The organism is Proteus sp. NMG38-2 (assembly GCF_020640995.1).
Taxonomy (GTDB): Bacteria; Pseudomonadota; Gammaproteobacteria; order Enterobacterales; family Enterobacteriaceae; genus Proteus.
The window spans coordinates 12,332-32,150 of sequence record NZ_CP085481.1 but is presented as its reverse complement, the minus strand read 5'-3'; the positions used below and the strand labels follow the sequence as shown (position 1 = coordinate 32,150).

The 19,819-nt window shown below is 38.7% G+C and carries 21 protein-coding genes; 8 read left to right on the top strand and 13 right to left on the bottom strand.

The window, feature by feature from the left end; translation table 11 throughout:
- Position 1: 1 nt before the first annotated feature.
- Genes LG402_RS00155 through rfaQ form a run of 3 tightly spaced genes read right to left on the bottom strand, consistent with a single transcriptional unit; the run spans position 2 to position 3,302 of the window.
- A complete protein-coding gene (locus tag LG402_RS00155; RefSeq protein WP_227336244.1) occupies positions 2–1,114 on the bottom strand; it encodes a glycosyltransferase in 1,113 nt (370 codons plus the stop codon).
- Positions 1,111–2,241, bottom strand: coding sequence for a glycosyltransferase family 4 protein (locus LG402_RS00150; RefSeq protein WP_210813263.1), 1,131 nt, complete (start codon positions 2,239–2,241; stop codon positions 1,111–1,113). Before LG402_RS00150 ends, LG402_RS00155 begins: the two co-directional genes overlap by 4 nt.
- The gene (gene rfaQ / locus LG402_RS00145) at positions 2,238–3,302 is read right to left on the bottom strand and encodes a putative lipopolysaccharide heptosyltransferase III (RefSeq protein WP_227336243.1); all 1,065 of its coding nucleotides are present in this window, start codon (positions 3,300–3,302) and stop codon (positions 2,238–2,240) included. Before rfaQ ends, LG402_RS00150 begins: the two co-directional genes overlap by 4 nt.
- Positions 3,303–3,503: 201 nt before the next feature.
- On the opposite strand from rfaQ, the gene waaA reads away from it, so the two are divergent.
- Genes waaA through coaD form a run of 3 tightly spaced genes read left to right on the top strand, consistent with a single transcriptional unit; the run spans position 3,504 to position 6,035 of the window.
- Positions 3,504–4,781: a lipid IV(A) 3-deoxy-D-manno-octulosonic acid transferase gene (gene waaA, locus LG402_RS00140; RefSeq protein WP_227336242.1), complete on the top strand. Its 1,278-nt coding sequence runs from the start codon at positions 3,504–3,506 to the stop codon at positions 4,779–4,781.
- Positions 4,781–5,560: a glycosyltransferase family 2 protein gene (locus tag LG402_RS00135; RefSeq protein ID WP_227336241.1), complete on the top strand. Its 780-nt coding sequence runs from the start codon at positions 4,781–4,783 to the stop codon at positions 5,558–5,560. The genes waaA and LG402_RS00135 overlap by 1 nt, the downstream gene beginning before the upstream one ends.
- Positions 5,550–6,035: a pantetheine-phosphate adenylyltransferase gene (coaD, locus tag LG402_RS00130; protein WP_227336240.1), complete on the top strand. Its 486-nt coding sequence runs from the start codon at positions 5,550–5,552 to the stop codon at positions 6,033–6,035. Before LG402_RS00135 ends, coaD begins: the two co-directional genes overlap by 11 nt.
- Here coaD and mutM read toward each other — a convergent pair.
- Entirely contained in the window at positions 6,032–6,856 is an 825-nt protein-coding gene (mutM, locus tag LG402_RS00125; protein WP_227336239.1) for a bifunctional DNA-formamidopyrimidine glycosylase/DNA-(apurinic or apyrimidinic site) lyase, read from the bottom strand. The genes coaD and mutM overlap by 4 nt on opposite strands.
- A gap of 99 nt (positions 6,857–6,955) precedes the next feature.
- On the opposite strand from mutM, the gene rfaL reads away from it, so the two are divergent.
- Complete coding sequence (gene rfaL / locus LG402_RS00120; protein WP_227336238.1) at positions 6,956–8,197, top strand: O-antigen ligase RfaL; 1,242 nt, start codon at positions 6,956–6,958, stop codon at positions 8,195–8,197.
- A gap of 78 nt (positions 8,198–8,275) precedes the next feature.
- On the opposite strand, the gene LG402_RS00115 is transcribed toward rfaL, so the two are convergent.
- From LG402_RS00115 to radC, 7 genes are all read right to left on the bottom strand, one after another.
- Positions 8,276–9,463, bottom strand: coding sequence for a glycosyltransferase family 4 protein (locus LG402_RS00115; protein ID WP_227336237.1), 1,188 nt, complete (start codon positions 9,461–9,463; stop codon positions 8,276–8,278).
- Between the two features lie 2 nt (positions 9,464–9,465).
- The gene (locus tag LG402_RS00110) at positions 9,466–10,569 is read right to left on the bottom strand and encodes a glycosyltransferase family 4 protein (protein ID WP_227336236.1); all 1,104 of its coding nucleotides are present in this window, start codon (positions 10,567–10,569) and stop codon (positions 9,466–9,468) included.
- 3 nt (positions 10,570–10,572) lie between these two features.
- Positions 10,573–11,574, bottom strand: coding sequence for a glycosyltransferase family 9 protein (locus LG402_RS00105; protein WP_227336235.1), 1,002 nt, complete (start codon positions 11,572–11,574; stop codon positions 10,573–10,575).
- A 215-nt stretch (positions 11,575–11,789) separates the two neighbouring features.
- Positions 11,790–12,917, bottom strand: a complete 1,128-nt coding sequence (locus LG402_RS00100; RefSeq protein ID WP_227336234.1) for a glycosyltransferase family 4 protein — start codon at positions 12,915–12,917, stop codon at positions 11,790–11,792.
- A gap of 148 nt (positions 12,918–13,065) precedes the next feature.
- Positions 13,066–13,233, bottom strand: coding sequence for a 50S ribosomal protein L33 (gene rpmG / locus LG402_RS00095; protein WP_006534250.1), 168 nt, complete (start codon positions 13,231–13,233; stop codon positions 13,066–13,068).
- A gap of 11 nt (positions 13,234–13,244) precedes the next feature.
- Complete coding sequence (gene rpmB / locus LG402_RS00090; protein ID WP_036914542.1) at positions 13,245–13,481, bottom strand: 50S ribosomal protein L28; 237 nt, start codon at positions 13,479–13,481, stop codon at positions 13,245–13,247.
- Positions 13,482–13,728: 247 nt separating this feature from the next.
- Positions 13,729–14,400, bottom strand: a complete 672-nt coding sequence (gene radC / locus LG402_RS00085) for a RadC family protein (RefSeq protein ID WP_166539292.1) — start codon at positions 14,398–14,400, stop codon at positions 13,729–13,731.
- 296 nt (positions 14,401–14,696) lie between these two features.
- On the opposite strand from radC, the gene coaBC reads away from it, so the two are divergent.
- The 3 genes from coaBC (at position 14,697) to slmA (ending at position 17,065) form a co-directional block, all read left to right on the top strand.
- A complete protein-coding gene (gene coaBC, locus LG402_RS00080; RefSeq protein WP_166539291.1) occupies positions 14,697–15,908 on the top strand; it encodes a bifunctional phosphopantothenoylcysteine decarboxylase/phosphopantothenate--cysteine ligase CoaBC in 1,212 nt (403 codons plus the stop codon).
- Positions 15,892–16,350 carry a dUTP diphosphatase gene (dut, locus tag LG402_RS00075; protein WP_109409849.1) on the top strand — a complete coding sequence of 153 codons (459 nt, stop codon included), beginning with the start codon at positions 15,892–15,894 and terminating at the stop codon, positions 16,348–16,350. The genes coaBC and dut overlap by 17 nt, the downstream gene beginning before the upstream one ends.
- Before the next feature lie 112 nt (positions 16,351–16,462).
- The gene (gene slmA, locus LG402_RS00070; RefSeq protein WP_166539290.1) at positions 16,463–17,065 is read left to right on the top strand and encodes a nucleoid occlusion factor SlmA; all 603 of its coding nucleotides are present in this window, start codon (positions 16,463–16,465) and stop codon (positions 17,063–17,065) included.
- Positions 17,066–17,372: 307 nt separating this feature from the next.
- Here the strand turns inward: slmA and pyrE are convergent, their stop codons facing one another.
- Both pyrE and rph read right to left on the bottom strand, forming a co-directional pair.
- The gene (gene pyrE / locus LG402_RS00065) at positions 17,373–18,017 is read right to left on the bottom strand and encodes an orotate phosphoribosyltransferase (RefSeq protein ID WP_166539289.1); all 645 of its coding nucleotides are present in this window, start codon (positions 18,015–18,017) and stop codon (positions 17,373–17,375) included.
- 80 nt (positions 18,018–18,097) lie between these two features.
- Entirely contained in the window at positions 18,098–18,814 is a 717-nt protein-coding gene (gene rph / locus LG402_RS00060; protein WP_072070469.1) for a ribonuclease PH, read from the bottom strand.
- A 125-nt stretch (positions 18,815–18,939) separates the two neighbouring features.
- On the opposite strand from rph, the gene LG402_RS00055 reads away from it, so the two are divergent.
- Positions 18,940–19,803: a YicC/YloC family endoribonuclease gene (locus LG402_RS00055; RefSeq protein ID WP_227336233.1), complete on the top strand. Its 864-nt coding sequence runs from the start codon at positions 18,940–18,942 to the stop codon at positions 19,801–19,803.
- Positions 19,804–19,819: the final 16 nt, after the last annotated feature.

Genomic DNA, 19,819 nt, shown 5'->3' with positions numbered 1-19,819 from the left:
ATTAGTACTCTCTAGCTACTATAAGTTCAATATACTGATCAATCACTTCATCAATATCAAATTTTTGGTACATTTCTGGTGTAATTTCAGGTGGCGTAAAATAAACCAATCGCATCTTTTCGGCTAACGATGCTGCATTTAGCTCTGCTTTATAATTAGCAAGCTCACCTTCCATAATCTCACCAATACCACCAGGACAATTGGTACTCACAATCGGTGTATTACAAATCAAAGATTCAACCAATACATTGCCTAAACCTTCACTGTCAGAGCTTAAAACAACCGCTTTTGCATCATTAATAACAGCAAATGGGTTTGATAAAAAACCAATTAAACTCACCTTATCTTCTAAATTAAGCTCTGCTATTTTATTTTTAATTTTAGTTGTCACTTCAGAAGAGCCTTGTCCTGCAATAAATAATTTACAAGGTAAATCCGCTAACGCAAATGCTTCTAATAATCTGTCATGTCGTTTAACTTCATGAAAACGACCAATATGTAGTAAATAATCTTGCCCTTGATAAGAATTACTTTCTAAAGCTAAATTTCTAATTTCTTGAATATCAAACGGATTATAAATTGTTTTTAATTGTTGTGGTGATATCCCCACGTTTTGGATCAAATCCTGCCCAGCCGCATTGGAAACCGTAATAATATTTTTCCCTTGATATACTTTTTGGATCTTCTTTTGTTTTAACCAACGAGAAAAACCGGTTTTATTACCTAAATAAGATTGGGAAAATATACCATGAATGCAATACCACGTATTTTTATCTGCCAGCTCTTTAGATAAAGCAACAATCCTATCTGTCTTATGCAAATTCGAAACAACAAGTGATGGAATACCTTTACGTGCAAATAACGATTTTAGCGTATTATCCATTGATTTTGCCCGACGTTTCAGTTCAGTTTGTCGATGAAACAACCCACGGTAACTATCTGCATCAATCAATAATTCAATATTAGCGGGAATAGAATAATCACATTTTTCAGCTAAAGAGAGTAACGTAACGGTATAACCACGTTGGCTTAAACCATGACATAACCTGATAGTGACATTTTCAGCACCACCACCTGGTAATCCATCAATAATAAAAAGGATATGTTCCTTCATAAACTAAGAACCTTTTGGTAAAGCCCAATCAGTTGTTGAGATAAATGCTCTGGCGTATAAGGCAATATCTTATTTCGGGCAGCTTTAGACATTCTATTATCAAGATTATCGGCAGAAATTGTCTCTATTGCACTGACCATTGCCGAAATATCTAGTGCATCAGTGACAAAACCATTAACACCTTGCTCAATAAATTCAGAGCCACCGCAAGTATAACTAGTGATCACAGGTAAACCACATGCCATTGCTTCTAAAACAACATTAGGAAAAGGATCATATAAAGTGGGTAACAATAAACCATCTGCCATTTGATATAAAGGTAAGGTGTCTTTTTGCACACCTAAAAAATGAACTCGATCATGACTTTTTAATTGATGAGCAAGTTGCTGATATTTTTTCTGCTCTTTATCTTGTCCAACCACAATCAAATGTGCACTTGTACAACTGATTGCTTCTATGGCCGCTTTTAAGCCTTTACGTTCAAACCCAGAACCCACATAAATAAAACATTTTGCTTCAACAGGAATATGGTATTGCTGGCGTAATTGCTCACGATAAAGTGTTGTTGCTGGAAAAAATCGCTGATTATCAATCGCATTATAAATTACACTAATGCGCTCACTTTCAATTCCAAAGTCTTCCATCACTTCACGTTTTACCATCTCTGAATTACATATAACGCGTTTTAGTTCTGGTGAATGATACATCTCTTTTTCAGCCTTCATTACATAGCGGTGATAACAACTATTAAGCAATAATTGACTACGTAATGGGCTTAAAACACGCGAACGTTGTAATAACCAGCGGTGATGAACACCATCTCCTGCACGATAAATATCGCATCCTGCGATACGTTCATGGCTTTGTACTAAATCGAACTTTTCTTTTTGCCAACACTGTCTTGCTGCTCGAGCAAAGCCTTTTTCACGGCTAATTCGCCCCCATTTCATTGGGTTGACAATATGAATATGCCACTGAGGTTGTACTGCACCAATCCATGAACGCGTGATCACATTAAGTTCTACAGCTTGATTATCTAATGCTTCAAGTGCTCGAGAAACAAATCGTTCAGCGCCTCCATCAGGTCGGTATTTTTGACGCACTATAGCCAATCGGAATGAATTCATTTTAGTTGTCCCCTTACGGCATTCAGTACATCTTCGACAGGTATTAAACTGAGATAACGCGTTTGTGTGTTGGTATTGACATCATCAGGATCAGGGAGTTCACCATAATTTCCCGCCCATAACACTTCGCCAATATGTTCCCATGGTGACCAATGAAATAATTTTGAAGGCCCAAAGAGTGCAATAAGGGGGGTTTTAAGTGCTGCGGCCATATGCATGGGAACGGAATCAACCCCAATAAATAAACGAGCATGATCAATTAACGCAGCAAGTTGCGGTAAAGAGAGTTGTCCTGATAATGAAACCACACTATTTGAAGTACACCCTTTAATTATAGTTTCAACCATCTCTTGCTCTCTTGGGTCGGGGCCAGATGTTAAAACAATTTGATTTCCTTCTTGTTCTAAAGCATCAATTAATTTCGACCATTTATTTTCATCCCAACATTTAAAAAACCATCGAGATGTAGGTTGAATAACAATATAACTCCCCAATACTTTATGTACTTTTAATTTTTCGGTAACAATATATTTATCTTGTTCACTGTACGCCATTGATACTTGAGTATCTATTTTAGGTAACTGTAATGGTTGCAAGAGCGCTAAATTTTGCTCAACAATATGTTTTTCATCTACAGAGCCTAGCGGGATCAAATGGGTAAAACATTTTTTCCAGATAGGGCTTTGACGTTTATAAATATCATATCCAACACGAATTTTAGCCCCCGTAAAACGGGTTATTATTGCGCTATTCCATTGATCAGCTAAGTTTATAACAACATCATATTGTTGATTTCTTAAATCGGTTATTAACTTCCATTCATGGCGTAACCTTGCCAGCTTCCCTTCATTTTTCCATGCTTTGTCTAGTACAAAGATATGATGAATAGAGGAAAAATGCTCGATCATTGGTATCGTTTCTTTATTGATTAAGATATCAACGTCAGCATTTGGAAAGTTAGCTTTTAATGTATTAATAACAGGAGTAATCAACAAAGTATCACCATGATATCGTAACTTAATAATAAGAACCCTTTGTATTAACTTCATTTTTTCACTCATAACATTCCAAATGGACTTGAATAATTAGCAATGTGATTTGATTATAAAAAAAATTCTATCAAGTTTCCTGAATAAAGCCTGTTAAAATTAATAAAAAAGCATTATACCGCGTTGTTTAATGCCACAACGTTTGTTTTTACACACTTTCTACTACACAGTGTGATACTATAAGCGTTCGTCCAGATAAGTGAATTTGATAGCATGTTGTTGCGTTTATATCAGGTACTTCTTTACCTTATTCAACCTCTGATTTGGTTGCGTCTTTTATTACGCAGCCGTAAAGCACCCGCCTACCGAAAACGGTGGAGTGAGCGCTATGGCTTTTGCAAAGGCAAAGTCGTGCCTCAAGGGATATTATTGCATTCCGTCTCTGTGGGTGAAACTCTCGCCGCAGTACCGCTTGTTCGTGCCCTTCGCCATCACTATCCTGATTTACCTATAACAGTCACTACCATGACTCCGACAGGTTCAGAGCGTGTGCGTTCTGCGTTTGGTGATGATGTTTACCATGTCTATCTTCCTTATGATTTACCAGGCTCAGTTAATCGTTTTCTTAAAACGGTCGATCCCAAATTGGTTATCATTATGGAAACAGAATTGTGGCCTAATCTGATTTCAAAACTGCATCAACGAAAAATTCCGTTGATTATTGCCAATGCTCGTTTATCAGAACGCTCTGCTGCCGGTTATCAAAAATTAGGTAATTTTGTCAAAACAATGCTCCAAAAAATCACCTTAATCGCGGCTCAAAACCAAGAAGATGGTGAGCGTTTTATCGAATTAGGGCTTAAACGTTCACATTTGCATGTTACAGGTAGCCTAAAATTTGATATTTCTGTTACCCCTGAATTAGCAGCAAGAGCCGTTGCTTTACGTCGGCAGTGGGCAGCTCACCGCCCTGTTTGGATTGCAACCAGTACGCATGAAGGTGAAGAAACCATTATTTTAGAGACACATAAAAAGCTTCTGACACAATTTCCACAACTTTTATTAATTTTAGTTCCTCGACACCCAGAGCGTTTTCCTAAAGCTGAACAATTAACACGCGAAGCAGGGTTAAAGTATACATTAAGAAGCACTGATGCTGTTCCTGATGCACAAACTCAAGTCGTCATTGGCGACACCATGGGCGAACTGATGTTGCTCTATGGCATTGCAGATCTGGCTTTTGTGGGGGGGAGTTTAGTCGAGCGTGGTGGTCATAATCCTTTAGAGGCCGCCGCTCATGCTATCCCGGTTATTATGGGACCTCATACTTTTAATTTTAAAAATATCTGTGCCAAGCTCGATCAAGCTGAAGGATTAATTACGGTTACAGACAGTGAATCAATGGCAACCGCGATCGCCTCACTGCTTAATGATGAAGATTATCGCCGTTACTATGGTCGCCATGCTGTTGAAGTGCTTCATGAAAATCAAGGTGCATTACTACGTTTACTCACCTTACTTTCACCCTACCTTCCCCCTCGGAGTCACTAATGAGCCAGAGTAAGCGCCTTTCTGTGGTGATGATCAGTAAAAATGTTGCTGATGTCATTGGTGAATGCTTAGACTCTGTACAATGGGCGGATGAAATCATTGTGTTAGATTCGGGAAGTCAAGATGACACCTGTCATATTGCAATAGAAAAAGGGGCGAAAGTCTTTGTCAACAGTGAGTGGCCAGGATTTGGTAAGCAACGTCAATTAGCGCAACAATATGCCACGGGTGATTATATTTTTATGATCGATAGTGACGAACGTGTCACTCCTGAGCTAAAAAACAGTATCCTCGCGATATTACAACAACCTGAAGAAAATGTGGTTTATAACTGTGCTCGCCGTAACTTGTTTATGGGTCGGTTTATGAAACACAGCGGTTGGTATCCCGATAAAGTCACACGTTTATATGCTCGTGAACATTATCAATACAACAATAATTTGGTTCATGAATCGTTAGAAACTCAAGGCGCAACAGTCAAAACATTGCAAGGTGATCTTTTACATCTAACTTGCCGTGATTTAATGGAGTTTCAGCAAAAACAGCTAAAATATGCCACCGAATGGGCAAAACAGCGTTATCAACAAGGTAAAAGAACCTGTTATGGCGCTATCTTAGGTCATACATTAGGTGCTTTTTTTAAGACTTGGTTGTTAAGAATGGGGTTTTTAGATGGAAAACAGGGTTTAATATTGGCATTTGTTAATGCACAGTATACCTTTAATAAATACGCCTCTTTATGGGAACTCAGCCAGAATACTGTAAATCATGAAAAATAAAGCTATCTACCCCGGAACCTTTGATCCTATCACTTATGGTCATATCGATATTTTAACTCGTGCGGCAGGCATGTTTGATACCGTTTTATTGGCTATTGCGGATAGCGCCCGTAAAAATCCGATGTTTACCTTAGAAGAACGCGTCAATTTAGCCAGAGAAGTCACAGATCATTTACCGAATGTTGAAGTGGTGGGTTTTAGTGAGCTAATGGCAAATTTTGCTAAACAGCAACAAGCCACTATTTTAATTCGTGGTGTACGTAGCGTTTCTGACTTTGAATATGAATGGCAACTGGCAAATATGAACCGCCACTTTGCGCCTGATCTTGATAGTGTATTTTTACTGCCCTCTCAAAATCTTTCATTTGTCTCTTCATCTTTAATTAAAGATGTGGCGCGCCATGACGGTGATGTTTCTACATTTTTACCCGAAGTGGTAACCACCGCAATGCTAAAAAAATTAGGTAAACTTTAGCCCTCATTCTCACCATGTTGGCAATGTCGGCAGAAAAAAGTGCTACGTTGCCCTTGTTTAATGCTTTCAATCTGTTGCCCACAAATCAAACAAGGCTTATCTTTACGCCCATAAACAAAGAGTTCTTGAGCAAAATATCCCGGTTTGCCATCAGACTGTAAGAAGTCTTTTAGTGTTGTGCCACCTTGCTCAATGGAGCGCGTCAATACTCGTTTAATCGCAACCACCAGTACCGTACACTCTTCTTGCGTTAAGCTATTAGCTTTTCTATCAGGCATTATTCCCGATGAAAATAACGCCTCGTTAGCATAAATATTGCCGACACCAACAACTAATTTATTATCCATTAACCACGGTTTAATAGCTGTTTTTTTATTTTTCGACTGTTGATATAGATATTCGGCATTAAATTTATCAGAAAGCGGTTCAGGTCCTAAATGGGCTAATACTGAGCTGGTTGTCAAATCTTCACACCATAACCAAGCACCAAAGCGTCGTGGATCAGTATAGCGCAATACTTTACCATCCCGAAAAACCAAATCGATATGATCGTGTTTTTCCTCAGGCTGTTCCTCTAATAAAATACGCACACTTCCTGACATCCCCAAATGGATTATGATCCATCCAGTATTAAGTTCTATTAGCAAGTACTTAGCGCGACGCTTCACACTTAAAATAGGCTCATCCAGTAAGGTTTTTATTTTTTCAGAAACGGGCCAGCGTAATTTACTATTACGCACAATGGCATAGTGCAATACATTGCCCACAATGTGAGGTTCAATACCTCGGCGACTGGTTTCGACTTCTGGCAATTCAGGCACAGGTGGCTCCATTATTATCAGATAAGAGATACAGCGATAACATCATTTTTATTGTATGATCAGTTTCCCTAAAAGTAGAAAGGACGATAGCAGATTATTATGATGTTGTTTAAAGACTATAGTAAAAAATCCCTTTGGAATTTATCCATTATCGGGCTTTACATTATATTGATCTACTTACCGGATATCACCCGTTATAAAAATATTGTAATGGGATTAATCGGTGCAACGGCACTGTGGTATCTGGTGCGTGATTTTAAGGCTATCGGTAAAATATTTAAAAATAATCTGTCATTTTCACTGCTATTTTTATTGCTGGTAATTGGTTATTCCATACTAATTTCTGTCGAGCCTAATATCAGTATAAAAGAGATTAATAAGCCGATACTCAATGGATTACTACTTTTTGCCGTGACCTTCCCAATTGTGCTGTATAAAGAGAAACCTGCTGATATTGCCAAGATGGTGATGGTGGCTTTTGCGATTGGGTTGCTGGTGATTATGACAAAAGAGTTAGTACAGTATTATTTGGAGTATCAGAGAGGTATTTGGCCATTTACAATAACAAGTCAATTAATTCATAGAGAAGTATCTTATGCCCTTCTTTTCTTATTTCCTATTATATTGAGCTTATGGGCTTTAAAAAAACAAAACTCAATTATTAATTGGTTATTATTAGCTGTTGTTAGTTTATCATTTATTTTTATAATGCTAGGTACGTTAGCACGAGGTGCTTGGGTCGCATTAGCGATTAGTACATTACTTATCTTAATTATTAACCGTCAATGGTTACTGATGATAATAAGTGTATTAATTTGTGGCTTATTGCTTATAAGTGCAACAAATTTACCTATAAATCCAGCTGTAAGTAAATTACTTCAACATAAATTAACTCAAACCAATAGTGGATTACGTTTTGATAATGGCACTCAAAGCGCAGCATTAGATCTTATTTTAGAACAACCCACAAAAGGCTATGGCTACGGTAATCAGCTTTACCATAATGTTTATAATGAACGAATTAAAGATCACTCTGCTTGGATTTTTAAAAAATCAGTTGGCCCTCATAATATCTTTTTAGCTTTTTGGTTTGCAGGCGGTGTTTTAGGGCTATTTGGTATTCTTTATTTTTGCTCTTCAATAATTGCCCAAGGTATCCAACTAATAAGAAAAAGCCAAGGGATTATTCGCCAAGCCTCCTTGGTGCTACTGATGTCTTTTTTAGGAGTCTATGTATTGCGAGGGTTATTTGAAAATGCCTATATCAATCAAGTGGGTATTTTGGTGGGATTAATGCTGGCATTGCGTCATGCTTTACTCACTCATAAGCCAACAACCTAATTAGAAAATAATTAATACATTAGCCCATTGTCTTATTTAAATGGGCTTAATTCTCAATTTATTGAAAATAAAAGCATATTAACTAATCTTAGAACGCTTATCTAACGTCGATTGAATAATATTTAACGTCTCTTCCGCGCACTTATCCCAATTAAACCTTCCAAGAATAAATGAAAAGGCCTTATTCGTTTTCTCTTCTGCATGATTGGGATTATCAATTATATGTTCAATAGCATTAGCAAAACTGGCCGCACTACCACTTGTCGCAAATTCCACTAAATCATCATCAATAACACTACGAATTGAAGGTAAATCTGAAATTACAATTGGTTTTTTCATCGCCATATATTCAAACAGTTTTAAAGGTGACGTATAACGTCCTCCCATACTGCTATCCGTCAGAGGTAACACACAAATATCTGCGTTAGCAATCACTTCAAAACGTTTCACAGGCTCAATATATCCCATAAAACAAATGCGATCAGTGACACCTAATTTATTAGCAAGAGTTTCTAAAACAGCAATTTGATCAGGTTTACCACCCGCAACATAAAGACGAACAGACTTTAACAATGGTAAAGCATGAATAATAGTAGGAAGCCCTTTCCAAGGATGAAGACTGCCTAGATACAATACTCGCGTTTCATCATTGCATCTTGTTAGATCTTGTGTTTTTTCTTGTGCCTGAGCCGCTAATAAATCAACACCATTAGGAGTAACATAAATAGGAGTATCAATATGGTAAATCTTTATAATATCTTCTTTTATTAATGGTGTTTTTACAAAGACAGCAGCACAGTGGCGATAAACCATTGCTTCTATTTTTAATAACTTAGTCAGCTTTCGTTGGTTTTTAGGATTTTGTAAATCATGGGATTCACGAAAAGACTGTGAAAAAACCTCATGCCCTTCAAAGAAACAAGGAATTTGAGGGTGTTTTCGCAATAAATAGTGCGCCATTTTTAAATTACGGGTAAATATCGCATCAACAGAATTTTTTCTTAGCCATGTAGAAACCTGATGATTAAATATTTTCTGGCTATTAAATGGGAAGAACCATTTTTTTCGTATGTTTTTTAGTCCCGTAAAAGAAACATTCTTATTAATATCCCGACCCAAAAAAGTATTCGCAGTTAGTAATGAAACTGGAGATACCATATGTACCAAACAACCATTGCGAGCCATTGCATCAATCATTTGAACAACTTGTAAGGATGCGACTCGATAATCAGGTACTGGGTAAGGATCTATATAAGCAATTTTCATAATTATGACGCCAATGCCTGCAATAAACGTTGCGCAGAGTGTTGCCAAGTATAACGTGATTCTATACGCACACGCGCCTGCTCTCCCATCGCCTTACCTCTATCTGGCAACTCCCGAAGATGATTAATCGCCATCACAATTTCATCGGCATTACCTGGTGCGACGAGAACCCCAGCGGTACCTTCATTACCTACCACCTCAGGAATACCCCCGATATGGCTTGCAATAACAGGTTTTGCACACGCCATCGCTTCTGCAATCGTAATACCGAAAGCTTCATCTCCTGTACTCGGAAAAATACCTGCGTCACTTGCTGCATAAAATTCTGGTAATACGTTATGTTCGACAGGTTGATGAAAAATAACTTGTTCTGCAATGCCTTTAGAAATTGCTTTCTTTTTTAATCGTTCAAGATCATCACCAGCACCGATAATCAGAAGTTTAACATCTTCACCTTTTAACTGCTCGATGGCATCAATTGCGACACTCAAGCCCTTCCAACCCACTAACCGTCCTGCAAATGAGAGTAAAAAAGTAGACTCATTGATCCCTAATTGCTCACGCAATGACGTGGTCATAGGTTTAAACTTTTCAATATCCACACCATTATAAATCACGTTTGGAAACTGCTTAAAATGATGTTGGATTTGCCAAGCATTAAAATGGCTACATGCAACCCATGCTGAAATCTTTTTACCTAACCTGCGATCGCCTTTAAAAAAACTGGTTCCCCCACTCATATAACAAAAGCGAGTTGATGATGATTTAGGCATCATAGAGGGCCAAAAAAAATCAAAAGGCTTCGTTAAAATCACCCAATCAAAATGTTGGCTGATCACCTCTTTTTTGGCATGTCGCGCAAAAGTATAACGCTCAACAATACGACGAAAACGCCCACCAAGATCAATCACTTTATCTCTTGGGGTATAAGGGTAAGTGTGAACCTGTATTTGGCGTCCTGCCAGATTGTGTCGAATATCGCCATTTCCACCATAAAGATGAACTTCATGACCAGCATCATGCAATTGCTTAGCCAGTTCCCAAACCGCTGTTTGGATCCCGCCATAAGACATGGTGATTGTGACATCAATTATACCGATCTTCATGAATTACTTTTTCACCTTCATTCCATCAATGATATTACGCACTGCATTCCACACTTCTTCAACTGATATTTCAGCCATATTGTCTTCGCGACGAGCATTTTCCAACGAGGTTGGGTGTTGGATAACCTGACAACAAGAATGTTGTAATGGCGCTAAATAGCATCCTGGGTGATAGCTATGGTATAACGCCACCATTGGGATATCTAAAGCCCCTGCTAAATGTGTAGGCCCTGTATCTACCCCTACATAAAGCGATAAATTTGCCATAATTGCCGCATTTTGTCGCATTGAAACTCGACCAGCTAAGGCTAAACAGCGCTCTTCACCCATTTTTTCAGCTAAATCAATGGAGAGTTGTTCACTTTCCTTACTACCTAATAGCAAGAAATACGTACTCGCGTCATGGGAAATTATCTGCTTTGCTAATTGTAGAAAATTTTCCACTGGCCAATCTCTATAGGCCTTAGCCGGAAAGCTCTGTAATTGAAAACCAATAATATTCTTATTAATTAATGAATTATCTTTTAAAAATTGTTGTGCAAAAATCGCTTCTTCATCACTGATAAAGTAACGTAACTGCCAACAACTCGGATAAATCCCTAACACATTAATTAATAAGGCACGTTCTTTTTGTGCAACCATCGGCAATTTGGGACGTTCAACCCAAGTCACATCAGTTTGCTGTTGCGACTTATCAGAAAAAGCCACAGTATGGTGAGATTGGCGACGTGCATAGTTCACCAACTCACTATCATTGCCATATACTAGCGCTAAATCATAAGGCTTATGAGGTAACCAGCCTGCCCAAATAGCTCTTTTTTTAGAAAAATGTCTAATACAATCAATATCAGGATTATGCTCAAGAATGCATGCACTACGTTTATGTGCAAGCACATGAATATGAGCATTAGGCCAACGCTGTTTTAATGCATGGATAACCGGTGTGATAAGTAATGTATCACCGAAACGGGCTATCGCTATAACCAATATATTATTTGGATCCATATGCTTTTTATTTGGCTTAAATGATACATTTACTTCTCAGACTATACACTAAAAAGTATTACAAATATTCATCAATAAGATGAATACACTAAGTTATAATAGAGACTCTAAGTCATTCAAGGTGTACCTAGTACGAATAAATGTAGTCAACCATACGACAACTTAAAGTATGATGAGTAGAGATAATCGTTTCACGACTTTATTATCAACATTAATCATACTGATTTATTTTTATCGTTAATTGCCTGAATAAAGATCCTTTCCATCTTATCTAGCATATTATCCAAGCCAAATCGTGAAACAGCATGTTCAAGCGCGGCTTTTCCCATCTGTTCACGTAATTGTTCTGAGCCCATTAATTTAGCTAAATGGCTTGTTAGTGCTTCTTGTTCTTGCGGCGCCAATGTAAAACCCGTTTTACCATCAATAACAGCTTCGCTAATAGCTCCCACCGTTGTAGAAACAACCGGTAAACCACAGGCCATTGCTTGCATAATGCCTTGAGGTACACCTTCATTACCAAAAGAAGGTAATGCAAAGAGATCCATTGCATTTAAACAATCAGGCACATCATTACGATTACCTAAAAAGAAAATACTTTGCGCTAATCCCGCATTTTTAACCATTGGCTCTAAATTTTTACGCTGAGGTCCATCACCGACAAAAATTAATTGCCAATCGGGAAACTGCTGATGTAATGATTTCCATGCTTCAACTAAATATTTATGCCCTTTCCACACTCGCATAGTCGCCACTATCCCTAATGTCGGTTTATTCGGTATTCCAATTTTTTCTCTAGCTTGTTGTTTGTTTTGTGGAAAAAAACGTTGCAGATCAATTCCCGTAGGCACTGATGTCATTTTTTCTAACGGAAATAGATTATGTTGATGCAGTGTATGACGTAATTTCTCACCTGTTGTCACAACATGGGCACTAGACGAAAGATAGAGCCAGCGAGTAGGTAGTGAACGAGAAACATCCGTAGAAACATGACGAGTTCGAACAACTACGGGTGAATGACGTAATGTGGCACAAGAAGCAGCCACTAGCCATGCATCAGTAGAACTGTGAGTATTAATAACATCAAATTGTTGATGATGTAATTTCAGCCACTGACGAAGTGCTTTTAATGCAGAGAGACGTTTTTTTTCAATAGGTAATGTAAAAACATCAATGCCATAATCAGGTGCTGCTTTAGCAATTTTAGATGTTGGGCAGCACACCAGTGCAACTTTATGCCCTCTATGGATCATGCCTTGAGCTTCTGTCAGTATACGAATTTCCTGACCACCCCACCCACAAGATGATTCTGTATGTAATATTGATAACACTGACTTACTCATCCGCAATCCATTCACCTGATGATTCAAAAGAGCCACAGTATAACTAAAGAGCGAGTGAAGATCACAATAGCTTTACTTTGTTATACTTAGCAGGCTTCAGATAACAAAAAACCCGACACTAAGGTCGGGTTTTTTAAGAAAACTAAAATTATTTAATTTTAGCTTCTTTATAAAGCACATGTTGACGAACAACTGGATCGAATTTTTTCATTTCCAGTTTTTCTGGCATAGTGCGTTTGTTCTTCGTAGTGGTATAGAAGTGACCTGTACCAGCAGAAGAGACGAGTTTAATTTTCTCGCGAATACCTTTAGCCATTTTTCAGCTCCTTAGAACTTCTCACCACGGGCACGTAAATCTGCTAATACAGATTCGATGCCTTTCTTATCAATCACACGCATACCTTTAGCAGATACACGCAGAGTTACGAAACGTTTCTCAGACTCAACCCAGAAACGGTGAGAGTGCAGGTTTGGCAGAAAACGGCGTTTAGTCGCGTTTAATGCGTGAGAGCGGTTGTTTCCACTCACAGGACGCTTGCCGGTAACTTGGCAGACTCGGGACATGTCTATTCTCCAAAAATCTAATCAGCTCGAGCTTTAATATCAGGTTTGACCGCCTCGTCAGGCTTTGGAGCCCATCTCAGCAACTTTTAACGATTGAAAAACTGTGTAAACACCTCAGAAAAAACTTGCTGAGATAGGCTCTTCTCGCCAAACCCAAGATCCTCAAAGGTGGCGTAGTATACGCCCAATGGCCTCAACGCTCAAGACCCGTACAAATAAAGATTGACAATAATTACAAAAATATTTGCTACAACCAACCTCGTTCTGCGAAAGAAACACAATTATCATGCCCTATCACAAGGTGATCCAGTACATTTACACCCACTAATTGACAAGCAGCAAAAATTTTTTCTGTTATTTCTTTATCTGCGAGACTTGGTTCGCAAATACCAGAAGGGTGATTATGAGCAAGAATAATAGATGTTGCATTCTTTTTTATTGATTGACGAACAATTTCTCTGGGATGAACTTCTACTCGATTAATTGTACCTTTAAACATCTCTTCAAATGCAATCAATTGATTTTGATTATCAAGAAACAGTACCACAAACACTTCTCTGTCTCGCCAATGCAATAATTTTTGTAAGTAATGCTTTGTATCTTCTGAAGAAGATAATACATTTTTATACATAAATTGTGTTGTGGAAAAGCGCTGTGCCATCTCATTAATCGCTTGTAGCTGGGTAAATTTACCGATCCCTACACCTTTAAAGCGCCCTAACGTTTCATAATCAGCATTAATAACATGATAAAGAGAACCACACTCTTTAAGTAAAAAAGCCGCCAATTCTAATACAGATTTTTCATAAGTGCCGGTGCGTAAAAAAAGCGCAAGTAACTCAATATCCGAAAGGGATCCCACGCCATAAAGTAACAATTTCTCTCTGGGTAAAAGCGCACTAACCGATTGATTTTCCATCCTTGGGCTCCTTATTAAGTAAAGGTTTTAGGGTTAGTAATTGATTTTATTTACATTAATCGCATTATTGTTTTTTCATTGCACATCATAAAACGCCAATCATAAAACAACTGTTGTTTTATACAGTCAATTTACTATAAACTGCTTATATTGTATGAAAAAGACACATATCAAAATTGTGCGAGATGACCCACAAAAATTTAATCAATAAAACATGAAGTTACATAGAATTCCGAATTCACGGATACCTTGTGGTAAAATTGCGGACAATTATTTATGTACTTAGGCATTTCATCATGACTACACTTCACAACAAAAAGATTATTCTTGGTATTAGTGGTGGTATTGCGGCCTATAAAGCACCTGAACTTGTCCGCCGTTTACGTGATAAAGGTGCTATTGTCCGTGTTGTAATGACACCTGCGGCACATGCTTTTGTCACACCATTATCATTACAAGCCGTTTCTGGCTTCCCTGTAGCAGATGACTTACTTGATCCTGCAGCAGAAGCCGCTATGGGGCATATTGAATTAGGCAAATGGGCTGATTTAATTCTACTTGCACCCGCTACTGCCGATCTTATTGCACGTTTGCGAGTGGGTATGGCAAATGATTTACTCACCACACTCTGTTTAGCGAGTAGCGCACCGATTGCCATTGCTCCAGCAATGAACCAGCAAATGTACAGAGCCACAATTACACAAGAAAATTTATCCGCTTTAGAGCAACGTGGCTGTTTAATTTGGGGGCCTGACTCTGGTAGTCAAGCTTGTGGTGATGTAGGGCCGGGACGAATGCTCGATCCTTTAGAGCTCGTCGCATTAGCTGAAAAACAACTTACTTTACAGCAACAAGATTTGGCGGGCAAAAAAATTACAATCACCGCAGGGCCTACTCGTGAAGCGCTAGATCCGGTACGTTTTATCAGCAACCATAGCTCTGGAAAAATGGGCTTTGCAATTGCACAAGCAGCCGCACTACGTGGAGCTGATGTCACACTTATCGCAGGCCCTGTCACATTACCGACACCCGCTTGTGTTAAACGTATCGACGTTGAAAGCGCACAAGACATGTATGAACAAGTGATGATGCTAGCGCCTTCACAAGATATTTTTATTGGTTGTGCAGCCGTTGCAGATTATCGCGCTAAACTTATTGCGACTGAAAAAATTAAAAAACAAGGTGATGAAGTCACCATCACTATGGTAAAAAACCCCGATATTGTCGCCAGTGTCGGAAAAATGATTGAGCACCGTCCTTTTGTTGTTGGATTTGCAGCCGAAACCCAGAATGTGGAAGAATATGCCCGCAAAAAACGAGAACAGAAACAGCTCGATTTAATCTGTGCCAATGATGTTTCATTAGAAAATCAAGGCTTTAACAGTGACAACAATGCATTACACCTTATTTGGGCTAATGGAGAAACGCGTTTACCACACAGTAGTAAAGCACAACTTAGCCATCGCCTACTTGACGAGATAGCCAAACACTATGATGAAAAAAATTGATGTTAAAATTCTTGATGCTCGTATTGGTCAAGAATATCCACTTCCTGCTTATGCCACAACAGGCTCTGCTGGTTTAGATTTACGTGCTTGCCTTGATGCACCATTGGTACTTGAACCAGGGCAAACTGAATTATTACCGACAGGTCTCGCTGTACATATTGCCGATGAAGGTTTAGCAGCAATGGTGCTTCCTCGTTCAGGATTGGGCCATAAACACGGTGTTGTATTAGGTAACTTAGTTGGACTGATTGATTCTGACTACCAAGGTCAATTGATGGTGTCAGTTTGGAATCGTGGGCAGAAGGCGTTCACCATCGAACCAGGCGAGCGTATTGCTCAGATGGTTATCGTACCTGTCGTTCAAGCTGAATTTAATATTGTTGAAGATTTTACCGCAACGGAACGTGGTAGCGGTGGCTTTGGTCACTCCGGCCGCCAATAATAACGACGTCTTGCATTAATTATATCAATGACGATATCACTCCCTTTGCACTTAAAATTTGAGTGCAAAGGTTTACTGATTTGTTTTGCTTTTAGCAGGGGCCTTATCAGTCATGGCAGAAGAAAAAGAAACCAAAAAGAAAAGAAATAGACGGGATGAAATCTTACAATCACTTGCTCAAATGTTAGAGTCAAGTGATGGTAGCCAACGCATTACAACGGCAAAACTAGCTGCAACTGTCGGCGTATCTGAAGCGGCACTCTATCGACATTTCCCAAGTAAGACAAAAATGTTTGATAGTTTGATTGAGTTTATCGAAGATAGCTTAGTTTCTCGTATTAATTTGATCTTAAAAGATGAAAAAGAAACAATAGCCAGAATTCGCTTAATTCTCATCTTGATCCTCGGTTTTGCTGAAAAAAATCCAGGGCTATCCCGTATTTTAACGGGTCATGCTTTGATGTTTGAGCAAGACAGATTACAAGGCCGCATAAATCAACTTTATGAGCGTATTGAAGTTCAGCTTCGACAAGTTATCAAAGAGCGAAAAATTCGTGAAGGTAGTGCATTTTTACATGATGAAGCCTTACTTGCTTCACAACTACTCGCTTTTTGTGAAGGTATGTTAGCGCGTTTTGTGCGTACTGAATTTCGTTATCAACCGACCCTGGAATTTGAAGCTCGCTGGCCATTAATATTGGCACAATTACAATGAAATGATGGACTCGTGATTTAACTCAAGAATTTGAAATTGACATATATGCCGTTTTTTTCTTATTTGTGTTAACATGCGTCCTCTGGTACATAAGTACCTCAATGTATTTATCAGGAATGGCATTTGTGCAATTCCTACATTGTGGCATTAGCGAATCGCTTTGCCCCTGCTGTAAAAGTCCTTTTTATATTTCAATATCTGTGGTAATTATCACAGAAGATTCATTGTACTACTCACCCCGCCCATTATTGGGCGAGGGCTTTTTTTTACCTATAATCAACCATTTATTTATCGTATTTTTACTTTATTAATTAACGCCATAGCGCTCACGATAAGCTTTAACTGCAGGTAAATGCTCAGATAACGTTTCACTCTCACTTAGGTAGTTAATTAAATCATCTAGAGTAATAATCGAATACACTTGGCATTGATAGTCACGTTTTAACTCTTGTATTGCAGAAAGTTCTTCTCGCCCTTTTTCTTGTCTATCCAAGCTTAATAACACAGCAGAAAGCGTTGCATCATGCTGTTTAATAATTTCCATTGATTCACGAATAGCTGTACCTGCTGTGATAACATCATCAACAATCACAACATCACCTTTTAAAGGACTTCCTACTAATGTTCCCCCTTCACCATGATCTTTCGCTTCCTTACGATTAAAGCAATAAGGAATATCAATATCATGATGTTCAACTAATGCGACTGCCGTTGTAGTTGCAATGGGGATACCTTTATAAGCAGGCCCAAACAACACGTCACAAGGCACATTATTATCTAATAATGTTTGCGCATAGAATTGCCCCAGTAAAGCCAAATCACGCCCTGTATTGAATAAACCGGCATTAAAAAAGTAAGGACTCACTCGTCCTGATTTTAGTGTGAACTCACCAAATTTCAGCACATTTTTTGCTAATGCTAGTTCGATAAAGCGGCGTTGGTAGGCTTTCATTTTTTTCTCCTCTCTACGTTACTTGATGACAAATTTTAGGCATAAAAAAGGCGACTTCTCAGTCGCCTTAAATATAAAATCTATTGCTTAAGCGCCTCTTTTTGCGCTTCAAATATCTTCTCTAATCCCCCCTTCGCTAGGGCGAGTAAAGCAAGTAATTCTTCATGGCTAAATGGGGCGCCTTCTGCCGTACCTTGAACTTCAATCATACGACCATCATCAATCATCACCACATTCATATCAGTTTCTGCTGCAGAATCTTCAACATATTCAAGATCGCATAATGGTTCACCATCAACAATACCCACAGAAACTGCGGCTACCATTGATTTTAGGGGGCTTTTTTTCAGCTTACCTTCTTCAACCATTTTATTTAATGCATCAACTAATGCTACGCAAGCACCAGAGATAGACGCAGTACGTGTACCACCATCAGCTTGAATAACATCACAATCAACAGTGATGGTATATTCACCCAATGCTTTTAAATCAACCGCTGCACGTAATGAACGAGCAATTAAACGCTGAATTTCCATAGTACGGCCGGTTTGTTTACCGCGAGCCGCTTCGCGTGCATTACGGCTATTGGTTGCACGAGGCAGCATACCGTATTCTGCGGTCACCCATCCTTGCCCTTGTCCTTTAAGAAAACGTGGTACACCGTCTTCTACAGTGGCGTTACACAAGACTTTAGTATCACCAAACTCAACTAATACAGAACCTTCAGCATGTTTTGTATAATGGCGAGTTATGGTAATAGGACGTACTTGGTCTGCTTGTCTGTCTGCTGGACGCATGGTGTTATCTCCGCTTTCTCTGACATATTGGGGGCGCATTATACGACCTAAAATGGCTTATGCCTATCCTGTATCGATGCCTAGGGTTATAATCGTATCATCTTTTACACTATTGAGACCCTATTATGATCCGTAGCATGACCGCTTTTGCTCGCCGAGACATCAAAAAAGACTGGGGTAGCGCTGCATGGGAACTGCGTTCCGTAAACCAACGTTACCTTGAAACTTATATTCGTTTACCTGAGCAATTACGTAGTTTAGAACCCGTTATTCGTGAACGTCTACGTAATCGCTTAATCCGTGGTAAAATTGAATGTAATTTACGCTTTGATCTTAACGCTCGTTTTCAAGGTGAACTTAATCTTGATGAAAATTTGGCAAAACAACTGATTGTTTCTGCCAACTGGGTAAAAAGCCACAGCCATGAAGGCACTATCAGCCCATTTGATATTTTACGTTGGCCAGGTGTTATCTCAGCACAAGAGCAAGATTTAGATGCCATTGGTACTGAGCTTTTAGCTGAATTAGATTTAGCAATTGACGCATTTATTGCAAGCCGTGAAGCTGAAGGGCAATCACTAAAAGTACTTATCGAACAGCGTTTAGATGCCGTTTGCGAAGAAGTTGTTAAGGTAAGAGCACAAATGCCAGAAGTTTTACAATGGCAACGTGAACGCTTAACCAACAAATTAGAAGAAGCTCTAGTTCAAATTGATAATAATCGCTTAGAGCAAGAGTTAGTGATGTTAGCGCAACGTTTAGATGTTGCTGAAGAGCTTGATAGATTAGAAGCTCACGTTAAAGAAACACGCAAAATTCTTGTGAAAAAGGAAGCGGTAGGTCGTCGTCTTGATTTTATGATGCAAGAATTTAACCGTGAATCTAATACGTTAGCCTCAAAATCAATTAATACAGAAGTCACTAATTCAGCCATTGAATTAAAAGTTTTAATTGAACAAATGCGCGAGCAGATCCAAAACATTGAGTAAGATTTCTTAGCTGTTT

Excerpts from the sequence above, each read along its gene's own strand:
- LG402_RS00155 (WP_227336244.1), bottom strand. The coding sequence starts at position 1,114 with ATGAAGGAACATATCCTTTTTATTATTGATGGATTACCAGGTGGTGGT.
- LG402_RS00150 (WP_210813263.1), bottom strand. The coding sequence starts at position 2,241 with ATGAATTCATTCCGATTGGCTATAGTGCGTCAAAAATACCGACCTGAT.
- rfaQ (WP_227336243.1), bottom strand. The coding sequence starts at position 3,302 with ATGAGTGAAAAAATGAAGTTAATACAAAGGGTTCTTATTATTAAGTTA.
- waaA (WP_227336242.1), top strand. The coding sequence starts at position 3,504 with ATGTTGTTGCGTTTATATCAGGTACTTCTTTACCTTATTCAACCTCTG.
- LG402_RS00135 (WP_227336241.1), top strand. The coding sequence starts at position 4,781 with ATGAGCCAGAGTAAGCGCCTTTCTGTGGTGATGATCAGTAAAAATGTT.
- coaD (WP_227336240.1), top strand. The coding sequence starts at position 5,550 with ATGAAAAATAAAGCTATCTACCCCGGAACCTTTGATCCTATCACTTAT.
- rfaL (WP_227336238.1), top strand. The coding sequence starts at position 6,956 with ATGATGTTGTTTAAAGACTATAGTAAAAAATCCCTTTGGAATTTATCC.
- LG402_RS00115 (WP_227336237.1), bottom strand. The coding sequence starts at position 9,463 with ATGAAAATTGCTTATATAGATCCTTACCCAGTACCTGATTATCGAGTC.
- LG402_RS00110 (WP_227336236.1), bottom strand. The coding sequence starts at position 10,569 with ATGAAGATCGGTATAATTGATGTCACAATCACCATGTCTTATGGCGGG.
- LG402_RS00105 (WP_227336235.1), bottom strand. The coding sequence starts at position 11,574 with ATGGATCCAAATAATATATTGGTTATAGCGATAGCCCGTTTCGGTGAT.
- LG402_RS00100 (WP_227336234.1), bottom strand. The coding sequence starts at position 12,917 with ATGAGTAAGTCAGTGTTATCAATATTACATACAGAATCATCTTGTGGG.
- rpmG (WP_006534250.1), bottom strand. The coding sequence starts at position 13,233 with ATGGCTAAAGGTATTCGCGAGAAAATTAAACTCGTCTCTTCTGCTGGT.
- rpmB (WP_036914542.1), bottom strand. The coding sequence starts at position 13,481 with ATGTCCCGAGTCTGCCAAGTTACCGGCAAGCGTCCTGTGAGTGGAAAC.
- radC (WP_166539292.1), bottom strand. The coding sequence starts at position 14,400 with ATGGAAAATCAATCGGTTAGTGCGCTTTTACCCAGAGAGAAATTGTTA.
- coaBC (WP_166539291.1), top strand. The coding sequence starts at position 14,697 with ATGACTACACTTCACAACAAAAAGATTATTCTTGGTATTAGTGGTGGT.
- dut (WP_109409849.1), top strand. The coding sequence starts at position 15,892 with ATGATGAAAAAAATTGATGTTAAAATTCTTGATGCTCGTATTGGTCAA.
- slmA (WP_166539290.1), top strand. The coding sequence starts at position 16,463 with ATGGCAGAAGAAAAAGAAACCAAAAAGAAAAGAAATAGACGGGATGAA.
- pyrE (WP_166539289.1), bottom strand. The coding sequence starts at position 18,017 with ATGAAAGCCTACCAACGCCGCTTTATCGAACTAGCATTAGCAAAAAAT.
- rph (WP_072070469.1), bottom strand. The coding sequence starts at position 18,814 with ATGCGTCCAGCAGACAGACAAGCAGACCAAGTACGTCCTATTACCATA.
- LG402_RS00055 (WP_227336233.1), top strand. The coding sequence starts at position 18,940 with ATGATCCGTAGCATGACCGCTTTTGCTCGCCGAGACATCAAAAAAGAC.